The following is a 15,423-nucleotide window of genomic DNA, read 5'->3' as shown; positions in this document are numbered from 1 at the left end:
ACCAACCGACAACCGACAACCGACAACCGACAACCGACAACCGACAACCGACAACCGATGCCAACCCACCCCGCCCGCATCTGGGTCGTCGATGACGACCGCAGCGTCCGCTTCGTCCTCGCCGCTGCGTTGCGTCAGGCCGGCCATGCCACCGAAGACTTTGCCGACGCGGCCGAAGCCTTGCAGGCGCTGACGCTGCATGACGCTCCGGATCTGCTGTTCACGGATGTGCGCATGCCCGGTGATGACGGTCTGGTGCTGCTGGAAAAGCTCAAACAGGCGTACCCGGAGCTGCCGGTGGTGGTGATGAGCGCCTACACCGATGTTGCCAGCACTGCCGGTGCGTTCCGCGGCGGGGCCCATGAATTCCTGTCCAAGCCTTTCGACCTCGACGAAGCGGTAGCGCTGGCCGAGCAGACGCTGGGCCGGGCCGGCGAAGCCGTCCCGGACGAGGACGCTGCCGCCGGAACCGATGTGGCCGCATCCGGCGACACCCTGATCGGCGACACCCCGGCCATGCGCACCCTGTTCCGCGCCATTGGCCGGCTCGCCCAGGCGCCGTTGTCGGTGCTGGTGACCGGCGAAACCGGTACCGGCAAGGAGCTGGTCGCATGCGCGCTGCACCGCGAGTCGCCGCGCTCCCACAAGCCCTTCGTTGCGCTCAATACCGCCGCCATTCCGTCCGAACTGCTCGAAAGCGAACTGTTCGGTCACGAGGCCGGCGCTTTCACCGGCGCCCAGCGCCGCCATATCGGCCGCTTCGAGCAGGCCGATGGCGGCACCCTGTTTCTCGACGAGATCGGCGACATGCCGCTGTCGTTGCAGACCCGGTTGCTGCGTGTGCTGGCCGAAGGCGAGTTCTTCCGCGTCGGCGGGCGCGAGCTGATCCGGGTCGATGTGCGGGTCATCGCCGCCACCCACCAGGCCCTCGACGCCTTGGTTGCCGAGGGCCGCTTCCGCGCCGACCTGCTGCACCGCCTCGACGTGGTGCGCCTGCACCTGCCACCACTGCGCGACCGTCGCGACGACGTGCCGCGGCTGGCCGAGCGTTTCCTCGCCGCGGCTGCCACGCGATTCCAGTCTCCACCCAAACGCCTGTCGCGGGCCGCACTCGACCGGCTTGTCGCGCATGACTGGCCCGGCAACGTGCGTGAACTGGAAAACCTGTGCTGGCGACTGGCTGCGCTGGCCCCCGGCGACGTGATCGGCGAGAGCGATGTCGATGCGGTGCTGTCGCGCGGCGAGGCCGTCGGTACGGGCGACACACCTGCCGGTGCCGATGGCGTGCCGGCATGGGAGCCGATGCTCGCCGCCTGGGCTCGCGAAGAGCTTGCCGCCGGACGCGACGAGATCCATGCGCGGGCGGTGGAGCGGGTGGAGCGCCTGTTGCTCGATGCCGCGCTCGAGCATGCCGGCGGCCGCCGCACCGAAGCAGCGGCCCGGCTTGGCCTCAGCCGCAATACGGTCGCACGCAAGCTGGGCGCCCGGCGGCCTCGGCGTTGAGAGCCGTGCCGAGGCTTCACGGGTACGGCGGCTGTTTGCGAGTACAACCTGTCATGCAGGCAACATGGGCCCACGCTGGCCCACCGAATGAAAAGAGGAGCCCGACGATGACGCCCCCCAGGTTTTCCCGTCCGCTGCAACTGTTCTCTGCCATGGCCGGCCTCGGCCTGCTTGCGGCCTGCAGCACCACCCCCACCCCGCCCCTGCACCGAAGCCGGTGGCTCCGGCGCCGAAGCCGGTGTCGACCGCGCAGGCCGGTGAGGTCGTGCTGATGTCGGCCTCGGCCAGCCTGGTCAGCGGCAAGCTCGCCATCGTCCCGGTGGTCGACGGCGTACGGCTGAGCGGTGAAGTCGGCGGTCTGGGCCCGGGTCGCCCGCATGCCATCCACATCCACGAGAAAGGCGACTGCAGCGCGGTCGACGCCAGCAGTGCCGGCGGCCACTTCAACCCCGACGACTCCGTGCATGGGCGGGTCGGCCACGGTGCCCATCACGGGGGCGACATGGACAACCTGCAGGCCGATGGGCGGGGCGTGGCCCGGGTCGACGCGTTCGCCAGAGGCGTGACCCTGGGCGGTGGCGCCTACAACGACGTCGCCGGACGTGCAGTGATCGTGCATGCCGCCGCCGACGACTACACCAGCCAGCCGGCCGGGAACGCCGGCGCACGTGTGGCCTGCGGCATCATCAAGGTGACACGTTGAAAAAGCCTTCGGACAAGCGTTCTTGATCGTCGCCTCTGCCTTCATCACCATCCCCGCCTTCTTGGCCGTCATTCCCGCGAAGGCGGGGATCCATGGACTTTGCACATGACCACCCTCCGCATCCGCGACGCCCATGCCGCCGACGCCCCGCTGCTCGCGCAGTGGGCGGCGGCGATGGCATGGGAAACCGAGCACAAGCGGCTCGATCCCGCCACCGTGCTGGCCGGCGTCACCGCCGGCATCGCCGACCCGGGCAAGGCCCGCTACCTGATGGCGATGCACGACGCCCCGCTTGCCGGCGACGAAATGATCGCGGTGCCGGCCGGCACCCTGATGCTGACCCGCGAATGGAGCGACTGGCGCAATGGCGAGTGGTGGTGGATCCAGAGCGTCTACGTCGCGCCCGAATACCGCCGCCAGGGCGTGTTCGCGGCGCTGTACCGCCATGTCGAAGCGCAGGCCCGCGCCACCGCCGGCGTGGTCGGCCTGCGCCTGTACGTCGAACGCGAGAACGAAAAGGCCCAGCACACCTATCGCGCGCTGGGCATGGACGATGCCGGCTACCGGGTTTTCGAGGCGGAGTGGACGTAGGATGCATGCGGGGGTGTCGGTCGGCCCCGGGGCCGACCGGATGTTCTCCCATCGACACTGCCGGATAAGCCGGCCACCAGCGCAGAGGGATGCCGACGATGGAAAACAGCCCGCTGATCGAACTGGGCCTGCCGCTGGCCCTGGCCGTCATCATGATCGGCATGGGCCTGAGCCTGCGCCCGGCCGACTTCCGCCAGGTGGCCGTGCGCCCGCTGGGATTGGCCTGGGGCACGTTTCTGCAGCTGGTGCTGCTGCCGGCCTGCGCCTTCGCACTCGCACACCTGCTCAAGCTGCCGCCATTGATCGCGGTTGGCCTGGTCATCCTGGCCGCCTGCCCGGGCGGTACCACCTCGAACCTGATCACCTACCTGGCACGTGGCGATCTGGCGTTGTCGATCGCGCTGACCGTGGTCGCCAGCAGCATCACCATCGTCAGCCTGCCGTTCCTGGCCAATATCGCGCTGGCGATGTTCGCGGGGGCCGACGAGGCGGTCGAGTTGCCGATGGCGCGCACCGTGCTGATGCTGGCCGCGATCACCGTGGTGCCGGTCTGTATCGGCATGCTGGTCAAGGCGCGCTGGCCCGGCGTTGCCGCCGCCGCCGAGCGGGCGGTCGGCCTGTTCGGTGCGCTCGTGCTCGCCACCCTGATCGTGCTCATCGCCTGGCAGCTCTGGGATCGGTTGCCGAGCCTGCTCGCCCGGGCCGGGCCGGCCTGCGTCGCGCTGAACCTGATCGGCATCGCCGCCGGTCTGCTGGCCACCCGGGTGCCGGGTCTGCCGCGTGAGCAGGCGCTGACGATCGCGATCGAACTCGGGATCAAGAACGGCACGCTCGGCCTGCTGGTCGCGATGACCCTGCTGGACTCGCCGGAAATGGCCGTCCCGTCGGCGATCTATGGTCTGCTGATGTACGGCTTCGGCATCGCGATCATCTTCTTCGGCCGGCGCCAGCAGGCGCTGAAAGCGCGTGCCGGGGATTTCGTCCGCTCACGGTGAAACGTGCCTGCTGGTCCAGGCAGTTCAGGCCAGCGCTGTGCATGTCGCGATTGGAACGACCTCGATGACGATCCCAAGCCCGCCACGTGGCTGCAATCTGGCTGGCTGGCTGGCGGGCTTGGGCGCCGTTGTATCGGAACTAGTTCAAGTTCACGGAGTTCGAGCTGGAAAGACAGCTTCGATGGCGGTTTCGAAGCCGATGATCACAATGTGATCAATTGTTGCGGGCGGTTTCCCGGTTTGTGTCGCAGCGCAGACCGATACTGCCGCTGCCGAACGCATCTGCGTTCGTCCCGGTTGGTGCGACGTCGTTGACGGTGTTGTTGAGGCCGTCCACGCCGCCGGACACGGAGATTCCGTAGGTAGTTCCCGTGTTTGCGGTCGAGAATGACGTTGTTGGCGACGATCGTGCACCGACTTGCGTTGGGCTTACGTGGGAAGCCTTTCCGGACTGTCACGGGCGTCCAGAAAGGCAGCTCTCACGGAATCAGTTCGAGTTCACGACATTCGAACCGGTAAAACAGTTGGCGATGCCCGTCTGGAATCCTGCAATCGCGTTGTCGAGGACCGTCCCTTCATTGGTGAAGCAGCGTATCCCGAGGCTTCCAGCCACGCCGGGACCGGGTCCCTGCACGTCGTTGTCGCGGATGATGCTCCGCCCCGTGTTGGTGGTGTAAATGCCGTAAGGCACGCCTGCGCCCGTCGGTGCCAGCCCCCGGACCCGGTTGCCGCTGATGCTGCCGCTGCCATTGAAGTCTGTGTTGATTCCGATTGCGCTGGTATCCGTGCCGGTCGGTGCGACGCCGTTGACGGTGTTGTTGATGATGTCCACGCCGAACGCCGCGAAGATTCCCGCGGCAAGGCTTGTGGACGCCGTCGAACCACCTGTGTCGATGACCAGGTTGTTGCGGATGGTGGAATTGGAGCTGATGACGTAGATGCCATAGAGCGTATTGCCGTCGAAGCTGCTGTTCTCGACCAGGTGCCCGCCGCCTGCGTTGAGATAGACGCCACGATAGAAGCCGCGGATGTTGCAGTTCCTGACCGTCGCATTGAACCTGGACGCTGCCCGGACTCCATTGGTGACTGTGCCCGTGCCTGCCGCAAGCCCGCCAATCTTGAAGTGATTGCAGTCGAGGGTGACGTTGTTGGTGTTGATGGTTATCGCGTCGCCGCTGGTCATGCTGGTGGACACGTCCTTGTTCAGGCACCAGGTGCCCTGGGATGCGATTGTGGCCGGCAGCGAACTGGTGAAACCGGTGCAGTTGTCGTAGCTCTCGGCGGCCTCGGAAGACTTCCTCGATACGTGAGGTGGTGTGCCCACGTCCTCAGGGATAGGCAGGTGTTGCGTTAAAGCTCAGTGGACCGCATTACCGCCGTCATCCAGACAGCCGGAGTTGGCGGTTGCAAAACCCCAGGAGGTGCTGTTGCGCAATGCGCCATTGGAGGAGTTGCAGCGATAGCCTTGTGAGCCGGCGAGCGGTGAGGGCAGGCTGACGCGGTTGTCGTCCAGGAAGATCTTCAACCCGTTGGAGGTGTAGATCCCGCGGGCAAGGCCGGTTCCAGTGGGTACCGTGTTGCGGACGACATTCTGGCCAACAGCGGCGCCATGGCCCCCGGTGAGGCGGATACCGTACACGGTCGTATTGCTGCCACCGGTTCCGATGACGCCATCGACCTGATTGTTGCGGATATCGGTATTGCCTTGGCCGTGAATGCCGTTCGCTTCAGGGTTCCCGGTGCCGCCGCCGGTGTCGATGACGATGTTGTTGCGCACCAGATTGCCATCGCCCCTGACATCGATAGCGGTATGCGTGTTCTTGTCGAATTTGCTGTTCTCCACAAGATGGCCACTGCCATTGCCAACGGCGGCGACTCCTGTCTGGAATCCCCGGATGTTGCAATTGCGAACCGTAAGGTTCTGCCTGGTGTCGGCACGAATGCCGGTTGCCGTTGTGCCGAGGCCCGCCGCCAGCCCACCCAGCTTGAAGTGATTGCAATCGAGAGTGACGTTGTTGGTGTTGACGGTGATCGCGCTGCCGCTGGTCACGCCTGTGGACAGGTCCTTGTTCAGGCACCAGGTGCCTTGGGTGGAAATGGTGGCAGGCAGCGAACTGATGAAGCCCGTGCAGTTGTCGTAGCTCTCGGCGGCCCGGGCCAGGGACGGGCAGATGGACAGGGCCACGCAGGTCAGGGCGAGACAGGTCAGAGTGCGGATCATCGGAAGCCCCTCGCATGGCTGGATTCGTGGATTGGTGACAGCCTGCCGTCAGCGCCACGCGGCACGTGCGGCAGTGCTACTGGCAGGAACGCAGATGGCGAACGGGTGCGGCCAGGCGCGCGGGCCCGTCGGGCATCGGGGAGTCGGACAGCGCTGCCCGCCGCTCAGTTCGAATTGACAATGTTGCCGGCGAACAGGCAATTGACGACACCCGTTGCGAACCCGCTGATGTTGTTGTCCCGTGCCGTGCCGCGGTCGCTGCCGCAGTGCACGCCGACACTGCCGGGGGCGGCGTTGCCCTGGACGTCGTTGTCGCGCACTACGGTGTGGTTGCTGTTGAAAATGTGGATACCGTGGGCCACGCCGGTTCCGTTTGGCGTCAGCCCGCGGATACGGTTGCGGGCGACAGTGGCCGGAAGGTTGGAGGACACGGCGGCAACGAAGATGCCGTAGGCCGAGGCATCGGTGGTTCCCGGCGCCACGCCGCTGATGGTGTTGTCGATGATGTCGGTGCCGTTGTCGGTGCGTATGGCCTGCGCGTCACCGACGCCGGCAGTAGACCCGCCAGTGTTGACGATCAGGTTGGCCCGTATCGTCGATTGCGGGCTGTTGACCCGGACAGAGTAGAGCCTGTTGCTGTCGAACGTGTTCCGCTCGACCAGGTGGCCGTCGCCGCCCCAAGTCGACATACCGAACCAGAACCCGCGGATACTGCAGTGGCGCACGGTCACGTTCTTCCGGTCGACGGCGTTGATGCCGACGGCGCCGGTTCCGGTGCCTGCACCCAGGCCGCCGAGCTTGAAATGATTGCAGTCGAGGGTGACATTGTTGGCGGCGATCTCGATCGCGCTGCCGCTGATCATGCCGGTGGACAGATCCTTGCGCAGACACCAGGTGCCCTGGGTGCTGATCGTGGCTGGCAACGAGTCGATGAAACCAGTGCAGTTGTCGTAGTCCTCGGAGGCCAGTGCTGAAGACCAAGCGGCGCAGGCCGACAACAGCACGAGGGCGAGTGACGGAGCCATGGAATGCATGGCGATCTCCTCAGTTCGTGTTCATCGTGTTGTTCGAAGACAGACAGTTCTGGATGCTGGTATTGAAGCCGCTGATGATGTTGCCCCGTGCCGTTCCCTGGTCTGTAATGCAGCGGATGCCGATGCTGCCTGTACTGCCGGTTCCCTGGACGTCGTTGTCCCGGACCACGATCCGGCCGGAGTTGGTGTTGTAGATCCCGAAAGCCAGCCCGGTTCCGTTGGCGGCCAGGCCGCGGACACGGTTGCTGTTGATGCTGCCATCACCGTTGAAGTTGGAACCAATGCCAAAGGCATTCGCATTGGTGCCGCCCGGTGCCACCCCAATGACCGTGTTGTCGATGATGTCGACGCCGTCCGCCGCATTGATTCCATATGCCGCAGCGGCGCTCGAGGTGGAGCCCCCGGTATCGATCACCAGATTGCCGCGGATGACCGAGCCCGGGCTCTGGATGTCGATGCCGCGCAGCGTATTGCTGTCGAAGCGGTTGTTCTCGATCCTGTGACCACCGCCATTCGTGGTTGCCACGCCGCGATTGAAACCGCGAATGTTGCATTGACGGACAGTGAGGTTGTAGCGGCTGTTGGCCTGGATGCCGATGGTCAGCGTGCCGGTTCCTGCTGCCAGACCCCCGAGCTTGAAATCGTTGCAGTCGATGGTGACGTTGTTGGTGTTGACGGTGATCGCCGCACCGCTGGCCATGCCAGTGCCCAGATCCTTGTTGAGACACCAGGTGCCCTGGGTGACGATGGTGGCCGGTACAGAGTTGATGAAGCCGGTGCAGTTGTCATAGCTTTCGGCGGCACTGGACGTCCCAGAGAGCCCTCCGAGCACCATGGCGGCAAGCGAAAGTGGGATGATGCGGAACATGCCGGGTCTCCTGTCTGGTAGGTCGGAAGCCGCCGGTGCTCTCCGCGCCGGGCTATGGCTTCCGCTGGAAAACAGCCTGCCCAGAGGGAACTTACGTTGGACTTACGCGTCGCTGCCGTAGCCGGAATCGCGTCGATGCCGGGCACCCTCCAGCGGCATGTCGACTTGTGAGGGCTTATACGAGCGGCACTCTCGATGCCGGAAGCGATGGGGACAGGCGATCGCATTGCTCAAGAACGAGCCGCAGGGCGACGCGGGCGCCAGCGGAACCATGGCCGTCGTCGGGATAGGCGCGTTCAAGTGTCAGACGTGACGCCTTCGGCGCAGGGCTGAATGCAACCACGTCATGGAGAACGGGTCTCCCACCGGTACCGGACCAGCCATCCCGTGCCAACCTGGTGCGGGCTTCCTCGACGAAGGCCGGCGCGATTGAGTCCACGATTCCTTGGGAGAGCGCCGTGTCGATGGCGGCAGCATCGGCGCGGACAATGCCCCGGCTCTCCGCTACCCATTCGTTCGCCTCGACGTAGGCCTCGGCAAGCAGGTCGGCGACTTTCCTGTTGGCTGCGTTGGCCCGCCTGGGCTGTTCGGCGGGCGGGTAGGCGCCCAGTTCGACAATCAGGAATGCCAGGAACACCGGGAGGGGATCCGCACATGGCAGTTCGCATGCGCACGAGAATGGCGGGATCATGTCGCCTGCGACCAGTAACGTGGATCCGGTTGCGTTGCGAAGCGGCATGATCCGGGGCGGCTCGGGGTGCGAACCGGAGAACCAGTGAAGCAACAGCCAGTCATTGTCCGGGCGAACACCCTCGCTCACGGTGGCGAGGATCTCGAGCCGTTCGAACCGCAGCAGGTAAGCGTCCATACTGTTACTTGGTCACGTTGCCGTCGCCGGTGCCGGTGCCGGTGCCGCTGCCGCTGCCGCTGCCGGAAATGCCGGTGCTGAAGCCGTCGACGATACTGTTGTTGGCGCTGCCGGGCCTGCTGTCGCAGCGCGGGCCGGGACCGGGACGGCAGTTGCGGTCATGGCGGCCGGCATGGCCCGCCCGATGGACTGGGTGCGCATGGGGGTGCATGGCATGGCTTCCTCGGGTTGCCTGATGCAGGTCGGCAGTCTGGGCACGGGCGACTAACGTTGGGCTTACGCCTCAGTTTCCGTTGACGGTATTGCCGGAAGCCAGGCAGTTCTGGATTCCGGTCTCGAATCCGGCGATCAGGTTGTCGCGGGCCGTGCCCTTGTTGTTGCTGCAATGCACGCCCACACTGCCGCTGCCACCATTGCCCTGGACATCGTTGCCACGCACGATGGCGCGACCGGCCTGCAGATCGTAGATTCCCCTGGCCGCGCCTGCTCCCGCCGGCACCAGACCGCGGACGCGATTGCCGGTGATGGTGCCCCCGTCATTCGAGTTGGCATAGATGCCATAGGCCCAGCCGATGCCGCTGCCGTTGGGCGTAGGAAGCACCCCACTGACGGTGTTGTCGACGATGTCCACGCCCGAGGTCGCGAAGACTCCCTCGGCGAACCCGGTTGTGGCCGTCGAGCCGCCGGTATCGATCACGTGGTTGCTACTGATCCTCGAGGCGGAACTCTGGATGGCGAGGCCGACGAGGGTATTGCCGTCCAGACGATTGTGTTCGATAAGGTGGCCGCCACCCCCCGAGGTATGGATGCCCGCCCTGAACCCGCGGACATTGCAGCGGCGGACAGTCAGGTTGAAGCGGTTGTCGGCCCGGATGCCATTGGCGTTGGTCCCCACCCCGGCGGCCAGCCCGCCGATCTTGAAACCGTTGCAGTCGAGGGTGACGTTGTTGGCGTTGACCGTGATCGCGTTGCCGCTGCTCATGCCGGTGCTCAGGTCCTTGCGCAGGCACCAGGTGCCCTGGGTGCCGATGGTGGCCGGCAGCGAGTCGATGAAACCGGTGCAGTTGCCGTAGCTCCCGGCAGCATGGGCCCGATGGACCGGAGAAAAGACAAGGAGTGCTGCGATGGCGATTGGAAGAACTGTGAGGAACACGGGAAACACGACGACCCTCCTCGCATTGAATGAGCGGTTGCGCAGGTGCCGCTACCGGCACGCCGCATCCATCGCCAGGCGTCGTGCCGATGGGCTGCATGAATCGGGCTGGCGTATCCGGGAGAGCGGTATCGGCTCAGTTCGCATTGACGTAGTTTCCGCTCAGCGCACAGTTGCTGATCCCGGTGGCAAAGCCGCTGACGACATTGCCGCGCGCCGTACTCTGGTTGCTGGTGCAGCTCACGCCCACGCCGTTGGCATGGCCGGAATCCTGTACGTCGTTGTCGCGCACCACCAGACGGCCGGAACTGGAATTGAGTATCCCCCTGACCGTCCCGCCCCCGGCAGGAACAAGGTCGCGCACGCGGTTTGCCGTGACGCTGCCGTTGCCGTTGAACTGGGTCCTGATGCCGTAGGTCGTTGCGGTGGTGCCATTGCCGGGTCCCACGACACCCGTGACCGTATTGTCGATGATGTCGATGCCGTTACCGGCATAGATGCCCGCCGTGTAGATGTAGAGCGGTGCAGTCGTACCCCCGGTGTCGACCACCCTGTTGCCGCGGATCGTCGATCCCGGACCGAAGATGGCGATGGCACTGAGCGTGTTGCTGTCCAGGCCATTGCGCTCGACCAGGTGGGCGCCGCCGGATGTGGCGTAGATCCCGCGCAGGAAGCCACGGATGTTGCAGTGACGCACGGTCAGGTTGAACCGGCCGTTGGCGCTGATGCTATTGGCCAGGGTTCCCGGACCTGCCGCCAGTCCGCCGATCTTGAAACCGTTGCAGTCGAGGGTGACGTTGTTGGCGTTGACCGTGATCGCGCTGCCGCTGGTCATGGCGTTGCTCAGATCCTTGCGCAGGCACCAGACGCCTTGGGTGGAGATGGTGGCCGGCAGCGAATCGATGAAACCCTTGCAGGTGTGATGGGTCTCGGCATGGGCCGGACGATCCGGGCCGAGCAGGAACAATGCGATGACGGCAAACAGCATGACGGTACGGAGCATGGGGCACCTCCTGGCGCAGGCCACGGAGGCATTCCCGGTGTGCTGTCGCCGGGTGGGCGTCTCCGTTGGCGGAACTGTGCGCCGGGAAGACTTACGTCGGACTTACGCGAGCAGGGGTGCGACCATCCGTCGGATGGCGGCCGAGGCGGGTGTATCGAGGGCGGTCTGTCGGACCCGCTCGTAGCGGGCGTAGGCTGCAAGCGCGCCGGCGGAGTCATCGGCGGCCAGTCTGGCGCGGATCAGGGCCTCGAACAGGCGGGTGGAAGCGGGATAGAAATCAAGCGCGTGCAGGTAGAGCGATTGCGCTTCGGCCGGCATGTTGCGTGCCTCGCGGCAACGACCCAGTTCCAGCGCCAGGCCGATCAGCTTGCTGCGGGTACGTTCGGCCGCGGGGATCGACCATTCGCTGGCGCGCTCGTGTTGCAGCAGCGGGCCGGTGAACGCGCGGAACACGTGCTCCAGCGCGGACTCCCTGGACCTCGAGTCGGCCGCTCCCGGTGACGCGGGGGACAGTGCCTGGGCGAGCTTGTGTTCCCAGTCGGCCAGATCCACCCATACCGCCTCGCGCGCCAGGCTGAGTTTTCCTTCGCGAAGCAATACCAGGTCGGCGCGTCCCAGCGCCTTGCGCAGCCGATGCAGGGCCTGGTCGCAGGCGGCCTTGGCGCGGTCGCCCTCAGCCTCCGGCCAGAGCCAGTCATGGAGCTTCTCGACCGCACAGGTGTGTCCGGGAGCGACAGCCAGCACGCGAAGAATGTCGAGCATGCGCGGCGGAGAGCGGGTACCGAATGCGAGCGGGGCACCGTCGAGCTGTAGCCGGAACTCACCCAGCACCTGCACGCGCAACGTCCATGGCCAGTGCGATGGCCGCTCCAGCGGGGGCTGCAGCCTGCGGCGCGCGATCAAGCTGCGGACGAATTCGGGCTCGACCTCCTGCGCAAGCGCATCGGCACACACCTCGGCCAGCAGTTCCGGAAGATTGATCAGCACGGCGGTCCAGTCCGTGGCTCGCAGCCGGGCCATGGCATTGCGCAACAACTCGCCGTAGGCGTCGGTGTCCCCTCTGGATCTGGCTTGCAGTGCATGAGCCAGGGCGATGGCCGCTTCGGTCCGCTGCCTGACGCCGCCATCGAACTGCGGCAGGTGCTCCTGAAGCAGGCTTGCTGCCTCCCGTTCACGGCTGTCGGCCAACAGCACCTGGTAGTGGGTGATGTAGTGGGGCCAGCGTTCGATCGGCGGTTCGTTGGCTGCTTCCACCGCGGCCATGCAACGCTCGCAGGCCCGATAAGCTTCGGGCAGGTCCCCGCGCCGGGTATGCAGTGCGACCTGGCAATCGGCTACGACATCCGTCTGGGTGCTGTAGCGGCTGTCTGCGATCCGGGTCAGGCGATCGACCAGGCGCTCGAACTCCGCGAAATCGTTGCGAAGCTTCGTCAGCACCTGGAGATGGTAGATCGCACCGAACTCCACGCTGCGTAGCTGTTCGTGTTCGCCAATGGTGATCGCCGCATGCAGCGCCTGCTCCGCGTCTGCATACGGGAAGCCACGACGCGCATACGGGAAGTAGCGGCCACTGACCGTGCCGAAGTCCACCAGCCACAGGCCGCGCACCATCGGTGGGACGTTCTCATCGTTCAGCACGTCGCCGATGGCGTCCACGGCCTGCGAGAACAGGTCGGCCTGTGCGGTCGAGCCAGCACGCTGCACCAGCACGCCGCTGGCCAGCATGCGCAGGGTGTTCGAGTCATCCGCCTGCGGCTGCAACAGCCGTTGCAGCAGGCGCTGCTCCAGTCGCTTCACCGCGTCGGCTTCGCTGCGGTACTGCTCGGCGAAATCGAAGGCACGCACCAGCCCCGCCAGGACCAGCAGTTCCTCATCGCCCTGCAGCGGTGGCAGGTCCTGCCCGGCCAGTCGCAGCGCGCGCCGGGTCCAGGCGGGAAGGCCGGCGTGGGTGCGCCAGCTGTCGGTCTTGATCAGCACGGCGCGCGCCGCCGTGAGCGTCTGGCCATGAAGATCGCCCAGCTCGACGAAGCGCTCCCATGCGCGCGCCAGCCAGGTCTCCGCCGCGGCGTCGTCGGTTGTGTGGGCCACGCCCAGCCAATAGTAGAGCCAGGCATCGAGTTCGGACTCCGGCAATCGCGCGCACCAGTCGATCAGGGTGGCCCGCCGGCCCTGGGCCAGGACGATGGCGGCCCGGTCCAGGATGAACCGATGTGCGAGCGGCCATGCCTGGACGCGCAGCGCCAGATCGATGGCATCTTCCGGATGGCCGGACCTGTCGAGCAGTTCGGCGATCTGCCCGCCGAGCCGGGCCAGGTCTTCGCCCTGCAGCTTCTCGGCAAGCCGGGCCTGCAGGAATCCACGCAGCAGATCGTGCATCTGGAAAACCAGTCGGTCCGAGTCGCCAGTAGCCACCAGCAGTTGCAGCTGATGCAGGCGCTCCAGGGAAGCATGCGCCTGCTCGGTTCCCACCAACGCCGCGACCAGGTCCGGCGGTATCTCGGGGACCATGCCCAATTGCAACAGCAGGTCCTGCTCCGCAGGAGCCAGGGTGTCGAACAGCATCTGCCCGAGCGCTTCAAAGACGGCAGCCTCCCTGCCGCGTGCAGCCGAGGTGCCGATGTTGCGAACCTGCAGGCGGGCAAGCAGGTCGTGCTGGGTCAGCAGGACCAGCCCCGCCGCCCAGCCGCCAGCCACGGAGACATCCACTGTCTCCGACGTCGCGGTCGTGCGAGCGCTGATCAGGGCGCATGCCTCCTCGTGGGTGAACTCGAGCGCCGGCTGGTCGAGCACGGCGATCCGGCCAGCCAGCATCAGGTCGTTCAGTTCGGAGGGGGGGAGGGTGCGCGACAGGCAGACACAGTGCAGCGTGTCCGGCAGCTCGCGTAGCAGCGTCGCCAGCACATGGCGAAATGCGGGAGTGTCGGCGCAGTGCAGGTCGTCCAGGACCAGGACGGTGCCGTCGCGCAGCGTGTCGAACCAGCTGCGGAAGGCGCGTCTCGCGAAGGCTTCGGGCTGGTCGGCATACTCCGGGCCGAAGACCGGCATGGGCCGCGTGCCATCACTCTGCCGGGGAGCCTGGGCCAGGTAGTGGAAGAAGCTGGCGATGTCCTGGTCGCTCTCGTCGACGCGGTACCAGACATTCGGTCGTGCGGGTTTGCCCAGGTAATCGGCCAGCGCCGTGGTCTTGCCGTAGCCCGCCGGTGTCGCGATCCAGCAGATTCCGCCCTGCAGGGCGGAATCGATCGCAGCGACAATCCGTGGGCGCCGGACAAGATGGGCCGTGCGTGGCGCTGAAAGCTTGGCGATCGGCGGTTGATTCACAGCAACTCCTCGTCGGACAGGCCCTCGAAAGCGGTTGCTGGGGGAGAATCAGCCTTGGTCTGGGGTTCCCGTGGTTTGCAAGTATATGTCCGCGGGCTGTTCGCAATGCACGAAGTTGACCGCGACGCCGTGAGCGCCGAGCACGGCGGCGATCTGGCGCTGGCGGACCTGGAAGTGCTGGTAGCGGCGTTCGAGCTCGGCGCGGCAATCGTCGCTGTCGCAGGGGGCTTCGGGCGCGTAGCGCGCGTGCCAGGCGCGCGGTGGGAACAGGGCGATGCGTGCTTCGCCACCGGTGTAGTGCACCAGCGGCTCGGGCACCGCATCCAGCCAGGCGCTGCCGCCGGGTTCGAGCAGGGCGGTTTCCAGCAACGGCCACAGCGGGGCCAGGCCGGCGTGCTCGTATTGCATCGCGGTCATCGCGGCGAGGTCGTGGACGGTCAGGTAGCGCGCGTGTTCGATCCGCATCCCGAATGCGGCCTGCGCCTGCAGTGCGGTTTCGGCGCCTGCCATGCCGCGTTCGAGCAGGCCGCTCTCGAACGCTTCGCCGACGCGGGCGACCAGGCCGGCATCGCCTGACAGCACGAACGGCAGCAGCCTGAAGGTGCCGCCGCCATGGTCCTCCGATGGCGCCAGTGCGCCCGGCAGCCGGCCTTCGTGGGTGCCGAAGGCGATGATCGTGCCGTTCGCGCTGCCGTCGGCGGCGCTGTCATCGGCGGTGTTGCCTCCGGCCGGCCCCGGCCGAGGCGCGCGGGCGGCCAGATCGCCCAGTTCGCGGTGCAGCGGCCAGCCCGGCCGCAGCAGTTCGACCGGATCGTAATGAGCGCCGACCGTGACCAGGTCCAGCCGTGCGGCTTCCGGCTCGAAATCGGCCAGGTCGCGGGCCAGCAGCGCGGCCAGCGCACCGGCATCGCCCTGCGGCAGGGTGGTCCGGGCCACTGCGGCCCCGGCGGTCAGTTCCAGCGCCAGCGCGCCGAACACGGTCGGGTCGGCGGTGGCGTCCGGCAGGGGCTGGGCGGTGTGAGGCATGGGTGAAGGATACGGTGGCGTTTGGTTGTGCGCGAGGGCGGCGCTACACTCCAGTGCTGTCGATTATGCCCGCGCGCGCTGGCGGGCAGCCTGTCACGGATCCGGCCGCAACGCACGGCCGTCCCAGCCCCCAAGAG

General features: G+C 66.3%; 14 protein-coding genes and 1 pseudogene. 4 read left to right on the top strand and 11 right to left on the bottom strand.

From position 1 onward, the window contains the following. The first annotated feature begins 57 nt into the window (after nucleotides 1-57). The 4 genes and pseudogenes from ntrC to FKV23_RS15945 all read left to right on the top strand — a co-directional run bounded on the left by ntrC (nucleotide 58) and on the right by FKV23_RS15945 (nucleotide 3,792). Nucleotides 58-1,503 (top strand): nitrogen regulation protein NR(I), encoded by a 1,446-nt coding sequence (ntrC, locus tag FKV23_RS15960; protein ID WP_141624752.1) that lies wholly within the window; start codon nucleotides 58-60, stop codon nucleotides 1,501-1,503. Between the two features lie 152 nt (nucleotides 1,504-1,655). Beyond that, nucleotides 1,656-2,206, top strand: a pseudogene (locus FKV23_RS15955) (superoxide dismutase family protein). 105 nt (nucleotides 2,207-2,311) lie between these two features. After that, nucleotides 2,312-2,797, top strand: a complete 486-nt coding sequence (locus FKV23_RS15950) for a GNAT family N-acetyltransferase (protein WP_141624751.1) — start codon at nucleotides 2,312-2,314, stop codon at nucleotides 2,795-2,797. Nucleotides 2,798-2,895: 98 nt separating this feature from the next. Continuing rightward, nucleotides 2,896-3,792: a bile acid:sodium symporter family protein gene (locus tag FKV23_RS15945; protein WP_141624750.1), complete on the top strand. Its 897-nt coding sequence runs from the start codon at nucleotides 2,896-2,898 to the stop codon at nucleotides 3,790-3,792. Nucleotides 3,793-4,006: 214 nt separating this feature from the next. Here the strand turns inward: FKV23_RS15945 and FKV23_RS17685 are convergent, their stop codons facing one another. From FKV23_RS17685 to FKV23_RS15895, 11 genes are all read right to left on the bottom strand, one after another. Further along, nucleotides 4,007-4,141, bottom strand: coding sequence for a hypothetical protein (locus tag FKV23_RS17685; RefSeq protein ID WP_279633015.1), 135 nt, complete (start codon nucleotides 4,139-4,141; stop codon nucleotides 4,007-4,009). Nucleotides 4,142-4,279: 138 nt separating this feature from the next. Next, nucleotides 4,280-4,987 carry a right-handed parallel beta-helix repeat-containing protein gene (locus FKV23_RS15940; protein WP_167285321.1) on the bottom strand — a complete coding sequence of 236 codons (708 nt, stop codon included), beginning with the start codon at nucleotides 4,985-4,987 and terminating at the stop codon, nucleotides 4,280-4,282. 162 nt (nucleotides 4,988-5,149) lie between these two features. Then, nucleotides 5,150-6,013, bottom strand: a complete 864-nt coding sequence (locus tag FKV23_RS15935; RefSeq protein WP_141624748.1) for a right-handed parallel beta-helix repeat-containing protein — start codon at nucleotides 6,011-6,013, stop codon at nucleotides 5,150-5,152. A 164-nt stretch (nucleotides 6,014-6,177) separates the two neighbouring features. Beyond that, the gene (locus FKV23_RS15930; RefSeq protein WP_141624747.1) at nucleotides 6,178-7,047 is read right to left on the bottom strand and encodes a right-handed parallel beta-helix repeat-containing protein; all 870 of its coding nucleotides are present in this window, start codon (nucleotides 7,045-7,047) and stop codon (nucleotides 6,178-6,180) included. Nucleotides 7,048-7,057: 10 nt separating this feature from the next. Further along, a complete protein-coding gene (locus FKV23_RS15925; protein ID WP_141624746.1) occupies nucleotides 7,058-7,915 on the bottom strand; it encodes a right-handed parallel beta-helix repeat-containing protein in 858 nt (285 codons plus the stop codon). 175 nt (nucleotides 7,916-8,090) lie between these two features. Continuing rightward, a complete protein-coding gene (locus FKV23_RS15920) occupies nucleotides 8,091-8,783 on the bottom strand; it encodes a hypothetical protein (RefSeq protein ID WP_141624745.1) in 693 nt (230 codons plus the stop codon). 4 nt (nucleotides 8,784-8,787) lie between these two features. Beyond that, nucleotides 8,788-8,994 carry a hypothetical protein gene (locus FKV23_RS15915; RefSeq protein WP_141624744.1) on the bottom strand — a complete coding sequence of 69 codons (207 nt, stop codon included), beginning with the start codon at nucleotides 8,992-8,994 and terminating at the stop codon, nucleotides 8,788-8,790. 72 nt (nucleotides 8,995-9,066) lie between these two features. Then, nucleotides 9,067-9,936, bottom strand: coding sequence for a right-handed parallel beta-helix repeat-containing protein (locus FKV23_RS15910; RefSeq protein WP_167285318.1), 870 nt, complete (start codon nucleotides 9,934-9,936; stop codon nucleotides 9,067-9,069). A gap of 136 nt (nucleotides 9,937-10,072) precedes the next feature. Beyond that, entirely contained in the window at nucleotides 10,073-10,939 is an 867-nt protein-coding gene (locus FKV23_RS15905) for a right-handed parallel beta-helix repeat-containing protein (RefSeq protein WP_141624742.1), read from the bottom strand. A gap of 102 nt (nucleotides 10,940-11,041) precedes the next feature. Further along, a complete protein-coding gene (locus FKV23_RS15900) occupies nucleotides 11,042-14,260 on the bottom strand; it encodes a BTAD domain-containing putative transcriptional regulator (protein WP_141624741.1) in 3,219 nt (1,072 codons plus the stop codon). A 48-nt stretch (nucleotides 14,261-14,308) separates the two neighbouring features. Then, nucleotides 14,309-15,286 (bottom strand): hypothetical protein, encoded by a 978-nt coding sequence (locus FKV23_RS15895; RefSeq protein ID WP_141624740.1) that lies wholly within the window; start codon nucleotides 15,284-15,286, stop codon nucleotides 14,309-14,311. Nucleotides 15,287-15,423 lie beyond the last annotated feature (137 nt).

The sequence above is a fragment of the Lysobacter alkalisoli genome (assembly GCF_006547045.1).
In the GTDB taxonomy this organism is placed as follows: Bacteria; Pseudomonadota; Gammaproteobacteria; order Xanthomonadales; family Xanthomonadaceae; genus Marilutibacter; species Marilutibacter alkalisoli.
Note: the sequence above shows the minus strand (reverse complement) of the source record. Positions and strands in the feature narration are given on the sequence as shown.